This window comes from Paenibacillus sp. UNC451MF (assembly GCF_000686845.1).
Lineage (GTDB): Bacteria > Bacillota > Bacilli > Paenibacillales > NBRC-103111 > Paenibacillus_S.
In genome coordinates this window covers 503,729-522,428 of record NZ_JMLS01000002.1, presented here as the reverse complement: position 1 = coordinate 522,428, position 18,700 = coordinate 503,729, and the positions used below count along the sequence as shown (strand labels likewise).

The following is an 18,700-nucleotide window of genomic DNA, read 5'->3' as shown; positions in this document are numbered from 1 at the left end:
AATGAACAGGAGGAACATCATGACTGTGTATAATGTTTTGGAATATGGAGCGGTTGGAGACGGCGTGACGATGAATACGGACGCCATTCGCCGCACGTTGGAAGCTTGCGAGGCTGCTGGTGGCGGTACGGTCTTTTTTCCGGCTGGAACGTATTTGACGGGCGCCGTTCATTTAAAAAGCAATATGACCGTTCACATTGATTCAGGTGCGAAGCTGCTGTTTTCCACGAATCCGGACGATTACCCGTTTGTTAAAACGCGTTGGTCCGGGTATGAATGCTACGGATATTCTCCGCTGGTATATGGAGCGGATTTAACGAATATATCGATTGTCGGAGGCGGCATCATTGACGGTCAAGGCGTCGCTTGGTGGCAGCAGTACCGTGAATGTAAGGCAGGACGCCGTCCATCCAGCGCAAGAGAGCTTCAGCTGTTTGAGCTGAATCGTCATCTTATGGATATCAAGAGCAATATTGTGGAGTGGGGTACGCAATTTTTACGTCCTGCACTGTTCCAGCTTTTCCGCTGCACGAATGTGCGTTTGGAGGGCATTACGCTGCAAAACTCACCGTTTTGGAACACACATCTCGTCTATTGCGATAATGTGACCATTCACAGCGTTCTGATTCAAAATCCTTCGGACACACCGAACGGGGACGGGCTCGATATCGATTCCTGCCGTTATGTTCGTATCTCCGATTGCCAATTTGACGTTGGGGACGATTGCTTGTGCTTGAAATCCGGTATCGACGAGGACGGAAGACGAATCGGAATTCCAACCGAAAATGTCACCGTAACGAACTGCACCATGCGTGCGGGGCATGGCGGAGTCGTCTTGGGAAGCGAAACCGCCGGCGGTATTCGTCATGTGACGATTTCCAACTGTGTATTCATTGGAACGGACCGGGGCATTCGGTTCAAGTCGAACCGTGCTCGCGGAGGAACGATTGAGCATGTACAAGTGAATAACATTTTTATGAAGGGTGTGCTTTGCCCAATTGCAATCAACTCCTTTTACCGTTATGGAGTCGATCCGGACAACCCTGAGATTTCAAGTCCCGAACCGCAGCCGATCTCGGAATCCACTCCAGTTTTCCGCCATATTCATTTGAGCCATATTACGGCAACGGAAGTACTGGGAGCGGCAGGATTCCTATACGGCCTTCCCGAAATGCCGATTGAAGATGTTGTCATGGATCACATTCATATCGAAATGACGACGGATCCGAACGAACAAGGCGGCGAGCCGGATATGGTGCGTGAGGAGCTTGTGATGGCGGGGAAAGGAATGTACTGCAAATATGTTCGCTCGCTTCAAATGCATCACGTGCGTATCGAAACGAGAGAAGGCGCTGCTCTTAGAATCGAGAACGGCGATGATATAGAATTAATAGGCTTCGGAATGAAAAATCCACACCCTAACACGGCTGTTATGGAATTGAAGGATACGCAGGAAGTATTCGTTCAAGGTGCATCGGCAGCACAAGGGACGGATGTTTATGCGCAGATCAGCGGTGCAGGTACACAGGATATCGTGTTTGCGGGCAACAGGCTGGATAAGGCTGTGCAGGATATTATCGTAGATGCTACGGCACAAGGGTCAGTTGTGGTAAAATAGGGATAAAAAAGCAGGTGACATCATGAAAGTAATGGTTCTTGGAGGAACAGGAGTCATCAGCCGTTCGGTTGTTGAACAAGCCCTTGCGCAAGGGCATGAAGTGACAGTATTCAATAGAGGCAGCAAAAATCATTTGTTCGCAGGCGATGTGAAGAGCATCGTAGGCGATAAATCCAATCGGGAGCAATTCCGCGAGCTGATGAAGAATCAACAATTCGATGCGGTCATCGATATGATTTCTTTTGACGCAACGGATGCGGAATTTACATTGGATGCGTTCAAGGACCGTGCAGGACAGTTCATTATTTGCTCGAGTACTGCTGCTTACAAAAGACCGTTCCGAACGATCCCCACTATGGAGGATGCAGAGGAGCTATTCGATGATCCGGCCTTTCCTTATGCTTACCATAAAGCAGACATGGAGCGGTATTTGCGTCAGGTGATCGATCGCGGTGAAGCGGCCGTGACGATGATTCGTCCTTCGTTAACCTACGGAATCGGATGCGCTAATCTGGGTGTGCTCCGACAAAATGTCAATATCGTACATCGGATGCGTGCTGGCAAGCCTCTCCTTATGTTCGGTGACGGAACAGTTCCTTGGAGCTTCAGCTTTGCTCCGGATGTGGCTAAAGCGTTCGTAGGCGCTGTAGGTAATGAGAAAATGATCGGTCAAACCTATCATGCGACAAGCGAAGAAGTGCATATTTGGCAGGATCTTTATTTGGAAATAGGCAAGCTGTTGGGCGTGGAGCCGAATATCGTTCATCTAAGCTCGGAGCTTTTGAAGGAAGCGAGCCCGGCCTTGTTCGGTCACTTATATTATGAAAAAAGTTATTCAGGCTTGTTCGATAACAGCAAACTAAAAAGGGATTTGCCTGGCTTTAAGGCAGATATTTCACTGTCCTCCGGACTATCCATGCTATTGGATTGGTATGAACGGGAAGGTCATCAGGTAGATCAGGAGAAAGACCTCCTGGAAGACCGATTAACAGGAGCTTATGCGGAATTTTGCAAGCAATTGAAGGCCTTGAATTTGTAGAACGTGGTGTCTGGATCAGAATAGAACTGCTTAAACCACGTTTACTAATAAGTCGATTATGCGGTAGATGCACAGTCATTGCACATACCGTATAATCGGCTTGTTTTGTCTGCCCTATTGTAATTAATCAGTTATTAAATAATCAAAAGTGACTATATTTCGACAAATGCGTTTTTTCGTATTGTAAAACCGTTTTTTTATATATAATGTCATTGATAATGAAAAAGCTAAGAACAGGAAGGTGTCTCATGTTTAAAACACCCATCGGGCGTTTGCGTGCTATTGGCCTTTATGAGGGAATTTCATTTCTCGTGCTTCTGATCATTGCTATGCCTCTGAAATATTATGCAGACTTCCCGGCACCCGTCAAATATATAGGGATGCTGCATGGAGTGTTGTTCGTCCTTTATATTCTAGCTCTTGCGCATGTGACGTTTGTTCATCGTTGGAATATCATTAAAGTGCTTGGAGCTATCCTCGCATCACTGCTTCCTTTTGGAACCTTCGTTTTGGAAGCACGGCTGCGCAAGATATATAATTAATAGATAATTTTGTTATGATTGAAGAACTGGTGCTGTCAGGCACCGGTTTTTTTCATTTGTAGACAAATATCTTAGCTTTATGCAAATACATATGAGCATTCTACATGTTAATGACGGATTATTTTTTTTATAATAGGAAGGATGCACATAGAATATGAAGCTAGAGTTACAGTTTTTCATCAAAGGAAGGAGTCTCTTTATATGACCCGTTTACTCAAAGACACGACGGATTCAATCCGTTCATCGTTATGGTATCAGCAGCCGGCAAGCAAGTGGCAGGAGGCTCTCCCGATTGGGAACGGCCGTTTGGGAGGCATGATTTTCGGAACGGTTGCCCAGGAAAAAATCCAATTAAATGAAGATACCGTATGGTACGGTGGGCCTAAAAAAGCGAACAGCCAAGATGCGATTCATCATGTGGATGAAATTCGCCGTTTATTATTTGAAGGTAAACAGCAGGAAGCAGAGCATTTAAGCCGGATGGCTCTTATGTCAGCGCCTAAATATTTGCATCCGTATCATCCTTTGGGAGATCTGTTCTTTTACTTCTTGAATCACGATAAAAAAGTGGAAGCTTACCACAGAGAGCTGGATTTGGAGACGGCGACAGCAAGCGTTCGTTATCAAATAGAAGGCTTCGAATATACAAGAGAATACTTCAGCAGCGCTGTAGACCATGTGATGGCAATCCGGCTCGCGACGAATAAACCGGGCGGACTTACGTTCGGCGTCCATTTTATGCGCCGCCCTTTCGATGGCGGAAGCAAAAGCATCAGCTCCGATACGATTATGATGCTTGGAGAATGTGGGAAGGACGGCGTTCAATTCCGTGCCGGCCTAAAGGCAATCGTACGCGGAGGATCTGTTCATACTATTGGAGATTTCCTCTCGGTAGATCAGGCTGATGAGGTGATCCTGCTTCTCGCAGCTAATACGACGTATCGCTTCGACGATCCTGAGAAGATATGTCTGGAGCAGCTGGAACTCGCTGCGGGCAAATCGTATGAGCAATTGAAACAGGCTCATGTTGCTGATTATTCGGACAAGTACGGACGTGTCCGGTTGGAGCTCATCTCTCCTGAAACGTCAGAGATGCAGAAGCTGCCTACAGATGTCCGATTGAAACAGGTTCAAGAAGGTAAGGACGATCAGGGACTTGTCCAGCTGTTCTTCGACTTTGGCCGATATTTGCTCTTGTCATGTTCTCGCCCCGGCAGTATTGCCGCGAACTTGCAAGGGATTTGGAATGACAGCTACACTCCGCCTTGGGAATCGAAGTTTACGATCAACATTAACACCGAGATGAACTACTGGCCAGCCGAGCTGTGCAACCTGGCTGAATGTCATGAGCCGCTATTCGATTTGATCGAGAAGATGCTGCCGAACGGTCGAGTGACGGCTCGTGAAGTGTATGGCTGCAACGGATTCGTTGCGCACCATAATACCAATTTATGGGGCGATACGCATGTTGAAGGTATTTTGGTGTCTTCCTCCATTTGGCCAATGGGTGCCGCATGGCTATCTCTTCATCTATGGGAGCATTATCGCTTCGGCTTGGATCAGAGCTTCCTGGGCAGCCGAGCCTATCCGATTATGAAGGAAGCGGCACAATTTTTGCTGGAGTATATGGTGGAGGATGCGAAGGGACGTCTTGTTACGGGGCCTTCCATGTCACCGGAAAATAAATTCATTTTGCCGGACGGAACGACGGGTAACGTATGTATGGGCCCTGCGATGGACATGCAGATTGTCCATACGCTGTTTACGGCCTGCAAGGAAGCGGCCGGTATTCTTGGCTGCGATGAGGAATTCAGTCAAGAGCTGGAATCGGCGCTTAACCGGATTCCAAAGCCGACTATCGGCAAGTACGGTCAAGTGATGGAGTGGCTGGAGGATTACGAGGAATTCGATCCGGGCCACCGTCACATTTCCCAGCTGTTCGCACTGCATCCGGGCGAAATGATCCATGCGCGTCATACACCTGAGCTTGCATTGGCAGCCAAGCGTACACTAGAGCGGAGACTTTCTAATGGCGGTGGACACACCGGCTGGAGCCGTGCTTGGATTATTAACTTCTGGGCAAGATTGGGTGAAGGCGACACGGCTTATGAGAATGTGAAGGCGTTATTAGCCAAATCGACGTACCCGAACTTGTTCGATGCGCATCCTCCGTTTCAAATTGACGGTAATTTCGGGGGCACTGCCGGTATTGTGGAAATGCTGCTGCAATCACATAGTGGAGAGCTTGCTCTGCTGCCTGCACTGCCGAAGGCTTGGCAGGACGGGAAGGTTAAAGGGCTTCGCGCCAGAGGCGGGATTGAAGTCGATCTGGAGTGGAAGCAGGGGACTTTATCCCAAGCCGTTCTCCGACCAAGTCACAGCGGCGTAATTTCCATCTATGCTGCGACTTCTCTGCAAGTGCATAGCGAAGGGCCAGTAGTTTCTGCGGCCTATGAGGGAGACCTTCTGAAATTGTCAGTTGAAGCCGGAGCTTCTTACGTGCTTACATCTAAAGCATAGTCAGATGAAGATTAACCTGTCGAACCTGAAAAGGAATTCGGCAGGTTTTTGCATTTTACATTTTCGACATAAAAGTCGTGAATATATGCTGAACATTGGAAGCAAAAGGCAGGAATTTTGACGGATTGCGTCGAAATGGACGATATGCAGGGTAAACCAAAGGAGGCATATATATGCAGTATTCTATTTATCAATCCGTAAAAATTGTTGATATGAGCGATGAAATTATGTCGGAAGTCCTGTTTCATCACGGCGAACATGAGCTGGTTGCTCTGGCTGTAGGCTCTTCGGTTATTACGCATCAATTGGGGCTGCGCCAGTTTGAAGTGGTATATGATAAGAGGGAAGGCAAGCAGCAGCGGGTCAATATTGTGGATATCGAAACGGATTTAATGGTCAGTCCTGCGGCTACCCGCGTTTATTTGGAGCCTGTCACGCTGATCATCGGTCAACATGACGTCGGACAAATATTTTAGCTCTGAAGCAACTGACTCGATAGGCGCTAAATTGGCATCAGGTATAGAAATCGGATATGATGGTATGTGCAAGCAGTTCGTGAAGTAGTTGCCATATCGGAGGTGAATAATATGAATTCACGTTTTGTGGTGATCGGCAGCATTTGCGCATTTTTGTCGGTCGCTCTCGGAGCCTTCGGAGCTCATATGCTCAAAACGAAAATACCGGCAGACATGCTAGCGGTTTATGAAACCGGGGTTCAATATCAAATGATGCACTCTTTGGGGATCATTGCAATAGGGATGATAGCCGCGCTATTACCTAACAACAAGCATTTGACTAGAGCGGGATGGGCGATGTTAATCGGGATCGTTCTGTTTTCGGGTAGTTTGTATTTGCTTGCCGTTACAGGAATCAAGCCCCTTGGCGCGATAACGCCATTCGGCGGGGTGGCATTTTTATTCGGGTGGCTATCACTGGTGCTGGCGGCTCTCCAGTATAAGAAGCAATAAGCTTTTAAAAAAAGAAATTCGGCTGAGAGTGGCCGAATTTCTTTTTTTTGGACGACATATCTGAATGCGTTGTAAGGACTATTTTATACATTTACTTTATAGTTCAATTCAAGCTCATCGCCGGGTAAGCCGCGTATGCCCCAGTTATGCTTCGGCGTTTCGAACAAAGTAATTTCAATGTCATTTGGTGAAGTGCCGAACGATTCTAGCATTCTTTGAAAAATGAGCTTGATGAGCTTCTTTTTGGAATCAACCGTTCTGCCTTCAAAAATACTGATTTCTATGATGGTATAAGCCTCCGACCGACCATTAGCAAATAGGAAGTCTTCAGCATCCATTGGAAAAAAACGATGAAATCGTTTATCCGTTGGATATTGAAATGCGTCGATCACACAGGAATGAATGACCTCAGAAAGTTTTCCCTTGATAGGATTTAAATGCTCTTTTAATCCGTAGATTTTAATTTGTGGCATGGCTCAGCTCACCTTTCTATCTTCTATTCTCGACTCGCAGATTATTATAAAACATTTCCAGTAAAGTTGTCATTATCCATAGGGTAAGACTATTGAACTAGATTGGGCAAACTCACCAACATAGTGTCTTATTCGAGTGAGACTTATTGGGGGGGGGGGATTCGACATAATAAGGCGGATTATGCACTTTTTATTGTTTTTGTGCAGGAAAATCGTACCTATATGTAGAATTAATCAGTAGTTCTCATTGTCGGAAAATCCGCGTAAAGGAGGGGCAATGATGTGGTAGATTCAGTTATTAATAACAAAGGGCTGCTATCTCTCGTGGGTTTACATGTATTGCTCTCCGTTAGTGCGGCATGGTGGGTCGATCGGCCTATTGAATGGGGAATGCTTGCCTGTTGTAATCTTTTCATTGTCTTCGTGCTTTACCGCTCTGCTCGACTAAGGTCCTCCTTATTACCATTGCCGTCTTCTAGCATCAACCCGACAACCAGTACGTTAAAGGATAACGAGAAGGTGTTCGAGTCCCTGTTCGAGTATAATCCGAATGTAGTCTGTTTGATGGATAAAGAAGGAATTATCAGCAAGGTAAATGGTAACACGGAGCAGCTGCTAGGCTACACCAGAGAAATGATGGAAGGTAAGCCTTTTTGGCAGTTTCTTTCGGAAGAGAGCCTGACCAAGACTAAGGAAATGCTCGAACAAGTTCGCCAAGGGGTACCGCAGACTTTCCGGACGGGAATCCTACATAAGGATGGCTATCGGTTGGATTTCGACACTACTGCGGCGCCGGTCAAGGAAGGCGATGAGTTAAGCGGAGTGATCGTGATCGGTCAAGATATTACTGCGACCAAGCGAACGGAAGAACGCATCCGTTATATGGCTTACTATGATGACATGACTGGACTTCCAAATCGGAGAATGTTCAGCTCCCAGCTGAATGAAGCTATTGCTTCGGCGAAGCTGCATCGGCATTTGCTGGCTGTCTTTTATCTGGATATCGACCGGTTCAAAATTGTTAATGATTGCTTCGGTCATGATTATGGAGATATGCTCCTGCTGCAATTGGCTGAGCGTTTTTCCCGGTGCATTTCGGAGAACGACTACTTGGCAAGGACGGAAGGTGATGAGTTTGCCTTCATGTTTACGGATTTGGGGCATCCAGACGAGGTGCATCAGCTTGCCATGCGCATGTTTGAGGTACTCGTAGAGCCGTTCCTGCTTGAACAATATCAGGTTCATGTAACAGCCAGCATCGGCGTGGCGGTCTTGTCCGAAGAAGAGGATGATGCTGACTCCCTGATGAAGTGTGCTGATATTGCTCTAACCCGATCCAAGGATAAAGGGAAAAACAACGTTCAGGTATTTCATACGGCTATGAAATCCGTTTCCCTAAAAAGGTTGACTCTTGAAAGTGAATTAAGAAAAGCGCTAAATCAACACGAATTCGAGTTGAAGTATCAGCCGCAGATGGATATTAAAACAGGAGCTATCGTTGGCTTTGAAGCATTGATCCGTTGGAATCATCCTGAAAAAGGGCTTATTCCACCCATGGATTTCATCCCTTTCACAGAAGAAAGCGGAATGATTATTCCAATCGGGGAGTGGGTGCTGCAGGAAGCGTGCAGACAAAACAAGCTGTGGCAAAACCAAGGTCTGGCTCATGTTCCCGTGTCTGTGAATCTCTCTACGCGTCAATTTTTGCAGTACAACCTGCGCGATAAAGTCGCCGAGGTGCTTAGCAGCACTGGACTAGATCCTGCGTATCTGGAGCTTGAAATCACGGAAAGCAGCACGATGGATGTCGATTATGCGACCAGCTTGCTATTGGAGCTGAAATCACTTGGCGTCAAAATCAGTATTGATGACTTCGGGACTGGGTACAGCTCACTGTCCTATCTTAAGCGGTTTCCAATTGATAAGCTGAAGATTGATCAGTCCTTCGTGCGTGATATTATGACCGATCCGAACGACGCTGCTATTGTGGCATCTATTATTTCGATGACTCGCCATATGAATCTCAAAGTTATCGCGGAAGGTGTAGAGACCGAAGAGCAGCTTGGCTTCCTGCATCATAATCATTGTAATGAAATCCAGGGGTATTGGTTCAGTCCTCCTTTGAGTGCGGAGCAGGCGGAGGCATTACTTTGTGTCCATGAGCAGTCAGCGGCTGCAAACCGGCCAAAATAAATAATTAAATAAAAAAAGCGGGCATAGGGATTGTTCCCTTTACCCGCTTTTTCGTTACTACTTAGGAATGTTCACGTTCACATAGATAAATGATGGCAAAAAAATGTCGTATTGGCGATAAAATCGAGATCTCTTTTTCAACAACTAACTGACGGAGAAATCATCGATTTCATTAATTTTAAATAAGTAGACCTGCTTTTCATCAACGTGGTACACCGAAACATTTTCGGCTGGCGGGTCGAAGTTAAGTATTCGACAGGGAATGTTGAGCTTAATGCCCTTACCCTTAACGACCGTTAACCTGACCAGAGAATTATTTTGCTTATATTGCTGGAGCTGATCCCAGATTGCTTGATGCGGGTCCACCTTTGGAGGAACGTTCGGTTCCTTTGATTTGGCAGGGGTTTGCTGCTTTACCTGTGCCGCTTCGACCGGCATTTCTTTGGATTTGCTGATCGTTTCGTGCAAGGCTTTTTCGATAATCTTACCTAATTCAACCCCTTCTTTGATTTGATAATCTTTGATTTCGTCTCCATTTAGCAAGTGAAGCAGCTTCTCCAGAGCACGCCCATTGGTCTCGTCTTCGATGAGAATGTCTACGTTAAAAAGGAATCTGCGTTTGCCGATTCGGTTTTGATCCGACTCCATGGATGCCCCTCCTTTAGACCTATAACAAACTAACTATACCATTTTTTGAGGGCTTAAAATAGCGATATTTTAATCGAAAACATAATTTATTAAAATAAGATAAGATTAGGTGGATTTCAACTCACGCGACGCCCGGTAGGCACATATAATAACCTACAGTGCTGAATGAGAAGGAGTTGCTGACAATGATGCGCATGGAACCCGTTTCACTAGACGGCTTCACCGCACTGGCCATTGAAGTCAAACTACCGAAGACGACTTTATTGGCCGTGACCACCGATAAAGGATATATTATGTGTGGAGCCTTGGATGTCGGCCTACTAAATGAGCGGCTGAAGGACCGCAGGATTATTGCCGCAAGAGCGACGGGCGTACGTACGATTGAGGAGCTGCTGAATGCGCCTCTTGAATCTGTGACCTATGAAGCGGAGGAGCTCGGGATTGTTCCCGGCATGATAGGAAGAGAAGCTGTTCTTAGGATGAAATAATGTGAATCGGATGATGCAATGTATAGATTAAACAGCTTACAGAATTCGTTCTGTAGGCTTTTTGTTGTTTTCTTATATTTCCATGTTTACCTAAAGGGGATTGTTTCCTAATGTCGAAAGAGATGTTGAACCGCAAAATGGAAATAGCCCAAAAAACGCGGAGAGAACTGATTACTGTGAAGTACCCTAATATATTAGATCAGCTTAAGGAAGAATCTTCAATGCAAATAAGAAGAATCAACAAGAATATGAGGTTTACCTGCAGGCGTATTGTCTATTTCAAATGGGAGCAGAAGCATGGACGGTTACATATTCAATTAGCGTTTAATATCAATCGCTATTTTTTGAATTATGAAGAATTCAGAATTTGGTTAAAAGAATTTCCTCACTTTTTCAAGCTGGCTAAGAAATTACTTATTGAACAAATTCAAGAAAACCACAAGGTGCTTGAAAAAGAAATACTGAAATGTAAAGCGAATTCTGAGTTTGGTTTAACCGATATGTATTTTCACTATTGGTCCAAGTATAGGAATACCGTTTACCCAACGATCATTATTTGTAATAACAACATCTCTATCCAAGAAATAGTTAGTAAGATTTCCGAGCAAAAAGTCATATTGTCCAATATGCATTCTGTAAACGATGAACTAAAAATCGATGTGCCAAGTGATTAAAAAGTGAAATAGAAACTTAAACTTGCGAAAGCTAAAAGTTATTCATTATATCTATGAAGAAGTTCATGGTAGGGAATTAAAACATTTAGAAAAAAAGAATTAGATTACAAATGTAATACGGTTTTTAAAAGGAGAACAGGAAGGCAGCTGGACCTGACAAGTCGGCTGCTTTTTCGTGATGAAACAGATGTTGCTGGACGAAATTGTGACCCACGCTGGGACTGATCGCTTAGTTTAAGTAAAGCTGGATCGATGTATAATAGGAGGGCAGCATACATATCGGATAGGGAGCTAGCTTATGTTTCACTTAATGGTCGATATGCTAGAACGAGTCGGATTTCTAATTGCAACCGCCTTTGTCTTCTCGCGAAGCAAATGGATGAGAAGCTATATGAGCTATCAGGGAGATAGGCGTAATCATTGGCGTTTTCTTGTTTTTTTCAGCTTGTACTCGATTCTTGGCACTTATTCGGGAGTGGAAGTCTCGCAATATGCGTACCAGCCAGCGCCATGGATAGAGAGTGTATCTCCTACGGCGGCCATTGCCAACTCTCGTACGGTAGGCGTTATCATCGCAGGTCTGCTTGGTGGCGTAAAGAGCGGTTTGATTGTCGGAGCTGTTGCGGGTCTTCACCGCTTGTCATTGGGAGGATTCGTTGCGGTAGCTTGTGCGCTGGCACCTGTCCTGCAAGGCTTGCTGGGAGGCTTATGCCGTAATGCTTTGAAAAAAAGGTTTCGCAACATGTCCTCCGTTACCTTGGCTTTCGTCGTTGGCATCGTCGGAGAATCGCTCCAGATGGCGCTTATTTTGTTATTGTCGAGACCTTGGGATGAAGCGTTAGGCTTGGTAGCGCTGATCGGAATTCCGCAAACTATTGCAAACAGTACGGGGGTGGCTATGTTCTTCATGGTGTATAACACCATCGAAAGCGAAGAAGACCGTATCGGTAACGAGCATGCCCGGAAGGCGCTCCATATCGCAGACATGACCATGCCGCTCTGGAAGATGGATATCGATGAGGCGATTCGTGCTATTACTGCGACACTTCATGAGGAGACACTGGCGGTGGGTGCTTTTTTCTATAAAAACGGTAAAGAGCAGGTGATGGAAGGCAGGAAAACTCCATATTGGATTGACCTGCCGATTGAAACACAGAAGAACAAGCAAATCGGGCACTTTCGTCTGTTCTACCCGAGGCAGCAGGATGATAGCCCTTCCCGCCGAAGAATGCTCAACTCGCTCGCGCAGCTTCTGTCGCAGCAGTATACGTTTGTGGAGGCTGAGCGCCATTCACAACTGCTTGCGGATGCAGAGATTCGTTCTTTGCAGGCTCAGATGAGCCCTCATTTCATGTTCAATGTATTGAATACGGTCAAATCTTTTATCCGTACGAAGCCGGAAGATGCAAGACAATTGGTAATGCATTTGTCCAAATGGATGAGAAACAATATGAATAACAGCAGCAAAACGCTAGTTCCTATCCGAGACGAGCTGGAGATGGTGACCGCTTATTTAACGCTTACTAAAGCTAGACTTGGTGACCAGCTGCATTTTGTGACGGATATAGACGAGCAGGTACTGGATAAGCAGATTCCGCCTTTTTCGATTCAGCCGCTGGTGGAGAACGCTCTTGTCCATGGTTTGAAGAATTCCAGTCGAGCTGGTGTCATCAAGCTGTCTATCAAGCAGGAGATGGAAGGAGACGAGCCTGTAATCCGAATTTTGGTTGAAGATAACGGGGTAGGGATGCAGACGGCTCAACAGCACGAGGAGGAGCATGTTGGAATAGCTCTGAACAATATAGAGCAAAGGCTGAGGTATCACTATGGAGCGGAGCAAGCGCTGGAAATTGAAAGCAAGCGGAACGAAGGGACAAAAATTAGCTTCAAGGTAAGGAGACAACCATGGGATGGACTATAGTTATTGCCGATGATGAAGCGCCGGCCAGAGAGGAATTGGCCTACTTGATTGAGCAGGTAAATGATGTGGATACCGTTATTCAAGCGGTTGGAGGCATGGATGCGATCAAAAAAGTAAAGGAACATGCGCCGGACCTGTTGTTTCTCGATATGGAAATGCCTGATTTGAACGGACTCCAGATAGTTCAGGTGATTGCTGAGCTGAACCCTCAGGTCAAAATCGTTTTCTCTACAGCCTATGATCAATATGCCGTCGAAGCGTTCAAGCTGCGTGCGTTTCATTATATTCTGAAGCCTTACGATGATAATGACGTAAGCAACATATTCAAAGAGCTGCAGCGGATCGATCAAGGAAAGACAGTCAAAGGTCAAACGGAAACGATGCGTCCTGCACAAACGGCTTGCGTTAAGCTTGCTTTGGAGGTGGAGGGAGGAATTAAGTATGTATCGCCTAAGGACGTCGTATACATAAGCAAGGAAGGAAAGCATGTCCTGGTGCATACTAAGGATAAAGCGTACGACGCTGCTTATACCCTGCAAGATCTGGAAGGGAAGCTGACTCCATACGGATTTTTCCGCTGCCACAAGAGCTATCTTATTCATATGGAAGCGATCGTCGAATTGAAGTCTTGGGTTAACGGAGCCTACAACGTCATTATGAGTGATTCGCAGCAAAGCATGGTTCCCGTAAGCCGTAACTATGTGAAGGACTTGCGCTTGATGCTTGAAATTTAACATCTTGAACACGTTTTTGGACATGATGCGTCAAAGCGGTATTCATGGGGTATAAACCGAGATATACTACTTGCAAGCGTTATCATATTCATTTTTGTTCAAATTCATGTTAGATTACGGAGGGGTTTCGTTATGGCTAGAAGCATAAAGTCCATTATAGTATGGGGGCTTATTTCTGTACTAGGCGCATTCGGCTTTGCCACACTCGCTTTAAATCGGGGAGAATCTATTAATGCCATTTGGCTCGTTGTGGCAGCTGTTGCATTTTATGCGGTGGCCTATCGTTTCTATAGCAAGTTTCTAGCTAATAAAGTGTTTGGGTTAGACGATAACCGAAAAACGCCAGCCGAAATTAAAAACGATGGCAAGGACTTCGTACCGACGAATAAATGGGTGCTATTCGGCCACCATTTTGCAGCTATTGCAGGTGCAGGGCCGCTCGTAGGTCCTGTATTGGCGGCTCAGATGGGCTATTTACCAGGGACGCTGTGGATTATTATTGGGGTTATTCTTGGCGGAGCCGTACAAGATTTTGTCATCTTGTTTGCGTCGACGAGACGCAACGGGAAATCGCTAGGTGAAATGATCAAGGACGAGCTTGGCTCAGTTACCGGCATCATCGCAATGATCGGGATTCTTGGGATTATGGTTATTTTGTTAGCGGTCCTTGCGCTTGTAGTTGTTAAAGCTTTGATCGGCAGCCCTTGGGGGATGTTTACGATTGCGGCGACGATTCCTATTGCTATTCTCATGGGACTTTACATGCGCTTTATTCGTCCGGGGCGTGTTGTGGAAGCGTCTGTAATGGGGGTTATTCTGCTGCTGGCTTCGCTTATCGCAGGTAAATATGTAGCGGAGAGCCCAGCATTATCCGCTATGTTCAGTTTCAGCGGCGAAACGATCGCCCTTATGATGATTGCCTATGGCTTCATTGCTTCCGCCATACCAGTATGGCTGCTGCTTGCGCCGCGCGACTACTTGAGCACGTTTTTGAAAATCGGTACAATTGCCGGCTTGGCCGTCGGTATTCTGGTCGTTATGCCAGATCTTGCGATGCCGGCTACAACGAAATTTTTGGATGGAACCGGTCCCGTATTTGCCGGCAACCTGTTTCCTTTTCTATTTATTACGATTGCTTGTGGAGCTGTATCCGGGTTTCACGCACTGGTTTCCTCCGGTACGACACCGAAAATGCTGGAGCGCGAATCTCATGCCCGTCCGATCGGTTACGGTGCCATGCTGATGGAATCTTTCGTAGCTATTATGGCGCTGATTGCAGCTTGTGTCATTACGCCAGGTACTTATTTTGCCATTAACAGTCCAGCAGCAGCTATCGGGACAGACGCGGTGAAGGCTGCGGCCACGATCAGCTCGTGGGGCTTCGCGATTACGCCTAACGACTTGACCAATATGGCCAAGGATGTGGGTGAAAGTACCATCATTTCCCGTACAGGCGGCGCTCCTACGTTTGCAATTGGCATGTCCCATATTTTATCGAATGTCATTGGCGGTAAAGCATTGATGGCTTTCTGGTATCACTTCGCGATTTTGTTCGAAGCGTTGTTCATCTTAACCACGATTGATGCAGGCACCCGGGTAGGGCGTTTCATGATTCAAGAAATTCTGGGCAGTGTCGTTAAACCTTTGGGAAATACGGAGTCGATCGTAGGAAATGTCGTAGCGACTGCCATTTGCGTCGCCGGGTGGGGTTACTTCTTGTACCAAGGGGTTATTGATCCTCTGGGAGGTATTAATTCGCTGTGGGCGTTGTTCGGTATTGCCAACCAAATGCTGGCCGGGATGGCTCTGTTGCTCGGTACGACGATCTTGTTCAAAATGGGTAAGAAAAAATATGCATGGGTGACCCTAATGCCGACGGCCTGGCTGTTAATCGTCACTCTAACTGCAGGCTGGCAGAAGCTGTTCCACAAGGCCACCAATATCGGTTTCCTGTCACATGCCCAGCTGTACAAGAACGCACTGGATAGCGGCAAGCTGCTTGCTCCTGCCAAGAATCCATCGCAAATGCAGCAAATTATTACAAGCGATTATTTGGATGCGGTATTATGCGGCTTGTTCATGCTCATTGTTATTGCGGTGTTGATCTCCTCCATCCGCGTATGGTTCCGAGTGCTGAACAATAAACCGGCTCCGCTGGTAGAAGCGCCATATGAGGAACGGGGAAGTAAACCGAATCGGGAGGTGCCTAAATATGTTTGATGCCGTGAAGGAAGTATTGAAATACCGAAATCAGTTTCTTGATTTGCTTGTAGGGATGCCCAATTACGAACGCTATGTTGAGCATATGAAAGAACAGCATCCTGATGAGCCTATTCAAACGAGAGAGCAGTTTTTCCGGGAAGCGCAGGATGCGCGCTACAATGCCAAGGGCGGCAAAGTATCCCGTTGCTGCTAGGCTGCGGACTCCACTACATTAAAAATCAAAAACCCGCGACCTTCTAATTGAAGGCTGCGGGTATTTTTTATGCGCAGCAATTAAGCTTTTTTTCGCTCGAATGTATAGTAAGTATATGGAATAACGCCGTCCACTCGCTCTTCGTATGTCACCCTGAAATCGCCCTGTTCGAATGGCGGGAAGAAGACATTGCCCGCAATATCTGAATCAAGAATCGTTAAATAGATTTTATCTGCCAACGTTATAGCTTCAGCATAAATTTGTCCGCCGCCTGCCACGAGCACCTCTTCTTCATGCTGCACCAATCGAAGAGCCTCCTCCAGAGAGGATACCGTCACGCAATGATCAAGATCGAATTGCTTTGTTTTGGAAACGACGATGGTGTTCCGGCCTGGCAGGGGTTTGCCTATGGATTCGTAGGTTATCCTCCCCATAATGACGGTTTTTCCTAGCGTCATGTCTTTGAATCGTTTTTGTTCACCGGGAATGTTCCACGGAATGTCTGCGTCGCTGCCGATAACACGGTTATTAGCCATGGCTGCAATTAATGAAAGAATCATAAGTCCCACCTCTGATTTTTACAGGAATATCATAAATAATAACATACAAATGAAATGGGTAATGCTGTAAAATAATAGCGTTATCGAGTGAGGGTTCATTTACTAGAGGAGGTAGTTGAATTCATGCAAATTGAAAGCGTTATCAAGTCGAGTAGCTCCAATATTCGTTTGATGGATGGAACCGTTGCTGCACAGAATGAGGCACGTATTGAGAAGGAATGGCAAGGTAACCGGCTGCAAGCCAAGGTTATCAATATATCAGATAAACCGCTTAGAATACAAGAGGCAGTCCTGTTTGCCGGCGAACTCCCTCTGAAGCCCGAAACGCCGTTTTATGGAGAAGGGTTCATGATGCTGTGCCAATATGAAGGGACGCTCGCATCACCACAATTAATCGGGGCTTATGGGACCGATTGGGACTTTTTTCGTCTGCCAAAGACCCAATATAACGAAAACTTATGGACAGTGTACAATCTTATTCAGTTGTCGCCGGAGCATCAAGACCAAGTGTTGATGGCGTTTACTTCCTGCAACCGTTTTGTTGGAGAGTTCCGCTTCAAGGACAGCTATATGGAAATCGTGATGGACACGGAAGGGTTGACTCTGGAACCGGGGCAATCATGGGAGCTGGAGTCGTTTCTTATTATTAGCAGTCCCGACCCGCATATGCTCTACGATCAATTAGCAGCAAGCATACAATCCAATCATCCCCGGATGACGTACCCGGAAATTCCAAGCGGCTGGTGCTCTTATTACTGCTTACGGCCGATGACGGCACAGGGATTATATGAAAATGCGCGTGGCATCGCCGAGCGTATCCCGGAGCTTAGACGGATTCAAATTGATGGAGGCTATGAAGCACATAATGGGGACTGGCTGATACCAAGACCTTCGTTAGGTGCAGATATGAAGACGATCTGTGAAGGGATTCGTGCGGAAGGGGTCGAAGCGGCAGGTTATATTTCTCCTTTTATTATCAGCACGGAGTCGAATTTATTCAAGGAGCACCCTGATTGGCTCGTACATGATGAGCAAGGGAATCCATTTAATGAAATCGGGAGAAAGCGCGAATGGTATATGCTGGACGGGACTCATCCCGAAGCCCAAAATTACTTGCGGCATATTTCCCGGGTAATGCACGATGAATGGGGCATACGCTATTTCAAGCTTGATTTCCTTGCGTACGGTTGCTTGCCTGGAGGGGTTCGTTATGACCCTAATGCAACCAGGGTTGAAGCCTTCCGCTTAGGTATGAAAGCTATCGTCGATGAGGTAGGGCATGACAGCTTCGTGCTTGGCTGCAACGCGCCGTTCTGGCCGATTCTCGGACTGATTCACGGAAACCGGGTAACGAATGATATTTTCAGAGACTGGAAGCATGTTTCTGACAACGCAAGAGAGCTGTTTTACCGCAATTGGCAGCATGACACGTTATGGTTTAACGATCCGGACGTTATCGTTCTGGAGAGCCTGGATTTGACCAGCCGAAAAAACGGAGAGATCGTCATCAAGAAATCGACATTGACCGAGCCTGAGTTCGAGTTTCACAAAGCGTTTGTCGCCGCATCCGGCGGTATGATTCTAAGCGGGGATTTGCTGTACCAGCTCTCGGATGCAAATATTCAGGTACTGAAAAAGCTGATCGCCGGTACCGGCAAAGCAGCGCGTTTTGACGATACAACCTTTACTGTGGGCAGGATTCAGCAGGAGGATCGCCAGATGCTGTGTCTGTTCAATTGGGAAGGAGAAGAGAGAAAGATTACCGTTGCGCTTGAAGGGGCGTATCGGGTAAGCGATTATTGGACTGATGAAGAGCTTGGCGAGTACAGCGGGGAGCTTCAAGTACATATGGAGCGGCACGGCGGTAAGGTGCTTGTGTGCAAGCCGGTATAAATAAAACTTAAGG

The 18,700-nt window shown here is 46.4% G+C and carries 17 protein-coding genes; 14 read left to right on the top strand and 3 right to left on the bottom strand.

Features of this window, described 5'->3' with window-relative positions; all coding sequences use genetic code 11:
- Nucleotides 1-19 precede the first annotated feature (19 nt).
- The 6 genes from BP97_RS35415 (at nt 20) to BP97_RS0105435 (ending at nt 6,687) form a co-directional block, all read left to right on the top strand.
- The gene (locus tag BP97_RS35415) at nt 20-1,618 is read left to right on the top strand and encodes a glycoside hydrolase family 28 protein (protein ID WP_064745662.1); all 1,599 of its coding nucleotides are present in this window, start codon (nt 20-22) and stop codon (nt 1,616-1,618) included.
- 22 nt (nt 1,619-1,640) lie between these two features.
- Entirely contained in the window at nt 1,641-2,657 is a 1,017-nt protein-coding gene (locus tag BP97_RS0105455; protein ID WP_028548182.1) for an NAD-dependent epimerase/dehydratase family protein, read from the top strand.
- A gap of 248 nt (nt 2,658-2,905) precedes the next feature.
- Nucleotides 2,906-3,199, top strand: a complete 294-nt coding sequence (locus BP97_RS0105450) for a DUF3817 domain-containing protein (protein ID WP_028548181.1) — start codon at nt 2,906-2,908, stop codon at nt 3,197-3,199.
- Between the two features lie 201 nt (nt 3,200-3,400).
- Nucleotides 3,401-5,719, top strand: a complete 2,319-nt coding sequence (locus BP97_RS0105445) for a glycoside hydrolase family 95 protein (protein ID WP_051620383.1) — start codon at nt 3,401-3,403, stop codon at nt 5,717-5,719.
- Between the two features lie 173 nt (nt 5,720-5,892).
- Nucleotides 5,893-6,195, top strand: coding sequence for a hypothetical protein (locus tag BP97_RS0105440; RefSeq protein WP_028548179.1), 303 nt, complete (start codon nt 5,893-5,895; stop codon nt 6,193-6,195).
- A gap of 111 nt (nt 6,196-6,306) precedes the next feature.
- On the top strand, nt 6,307-6,687 hold the full coding sequence (locus tag BP97_RS0105435; protein ID WP_028548178.1) for a DUF423 domain-containing protein: 381 nt from the start codon (nt 6,307-6,309) through the stop codon (nt 6,685-6,687).
- A gap of 83 nt (nt 6,688-6,770) precedes the next feature.
- Here the strand turns inward: BP97_RS0105435 and BP97_RS0105430 are convergent, their stop codons facing one another.
- Nucleotides 6,771-7,160 (bottom strand): tautomerase family protein, encoded by a 390-nt coding sequence (locus BP97_RS0105430; protein ID WP_028548177.1) that lies wholly within the window; start codon nt 7,158-7,160, stop codon nt 6,771-6,773.
- A gap of 282 nt (nt 7,161-7,442) precedes the next feature.
- On the opposite strand from BP97_RS0105430, the gene BP97_RS35410 reads away from it, so the two are divergent.
- Nucleotides 7,443-9,353: a sensor domain-containing protein gene (locus tag BP97_RS35410; protein ID WP_231506216.1), complete on the top strand. Its 1,911-nt coding sequence runs from the start codon at nt 7,443-7,445 to the stop codon at nt 9,351-9,353.
- Between the two features lie 144 nt (nt 9,354-9,497).
- Here BP97_RS35410 and BP97_RS0105420 read toward each other — a convergent pair whose 3' ends face one another.
- Entirely contained in the window at nt 9,498-10,001 is a 504-nt protein-coding gene (locus tag BP97_RS0105420) for a hypothetical protein (protein WP_051620382.1), read from the bottom strand.
- A 185-nt stretch (nt 10,002-10,186) separates the two neighbouring features.
- Between BP97_RS0105420 and BP97_RS0105415 the strand changes: the two genes are divergently transcribed.
- The 6 genes from BP97_RS0105415 (at nt 10,187) to BP97_RS0105390 (ending at nt 16,234) form a co-directional block, all read left to right on the top strand.
- Nucleotides 10,187-10,489: a YunC family protein gene (locus tag BP97_RS0105415; RefSeq protein ID WP_028548175.1), complete on the top strand. Its 303-nt coding sequence runs from the start codon at nt 10,187-10,189 to the stop codon at nt 10,487-10,489.
- A gap of 110 nt (nt 10,490-10,599) precedes the next feature.
- Nucleotides 10,600-11,163 (top strand): hypothetical protein, encoded by a 564-nt coding sequence (locus tag BP97_RS0105410; RefSeq protein ID WP_028548174.1) that lies wholly within the window; start codon nt 10,600-10,602, stop codon nt 11,161-11,163.
- A gap of 298 nt (nt 11,164-11,461) precedes the next feature.
- Nucleotides 11,462-13,084 (top strand): LytS/YhcK type 5TM receptor domain-containing protein, encoded by a 1,623-nt coding sequence (locus tag BP97_RS0105405; protein WP_028548173.1) that lies wholly within the window; start codon nt 11,462-11,464, stop codon nt 13,082-13,084.
- A complete protein-coding gene (locus BP97_RS0105400; protein WP_028548172.1) occupies nt 13,069-13,818 on the top strand; it encodes a LytR/AlgR family response regulator transcription factor in 750 nt (249 codons plus the stop codon). The genes BP97_RS0105405 and BP97_RS0105400 overlap by 16 nt, the downstream gene beginning before the upstream one ends.
- 132 nt (nt 13,819-13,950) lie before the next feature.
- Nucleotides 13,951-16,038: a carbon starvation CstA family protein gene (locus tag BP97_RS0105395; protein ID WP_028548171.1), complete on the top strand. Its 2,088-nt coding sequence runs from the start codon at nt 13,951-13,953 to the stop codon at nt 16,036-16,038.
- A complete protein-coding gene (locus BP97_RS0105390; protein ID WP_028548170.1) occupies nt 16,031-16,234 on the top strand; it encodes a YbdD/YjiX family protein in 204 nt (67 codons plus the stop codon). The genes BP97_RS0105395 and BP97_RS0105390 overlap by 8 nt, the downstream gene beginning before the upstream one ends.
- Before the next feature lie 80 nt (nt 16,235-16,314).
- Here the strand turns inward: BP97_RS0105390 and BP97_RS0105385 are convergent, their stop codons facing one another.
- Nucleotides 16,315-16,794 (bottom strand): dihydrofolate reductase, encoded by a 480-nt coding sequence (locus BP97_RS0105385; RefSeq protein ID WP_036745494.1) that lies wholly within the window; start codon nt 16,792-16,794, stop codon nt 16,315-16,317.
- A 123-nt stretch (nt 16,795-16,917) separates the two neighbouring features.
- Between BP97_RS0105385 and BP97_RS0105380 the strand changes: the two genes are divergently transcribed.
- Nucleotides 16,918-18,687, top strand: a complete 1,770-nt coding sequence (locus tag BP97_RS0105380; RefSeq protein WP_028548168.1) for a glycoside hydrolase family 36 protein — start codon at nt 16,918-16,920, stop codon at nt 18,685-18,687.
- Nucleotides 18,688-18,700 lie beyond the last annotated feature (13 nt).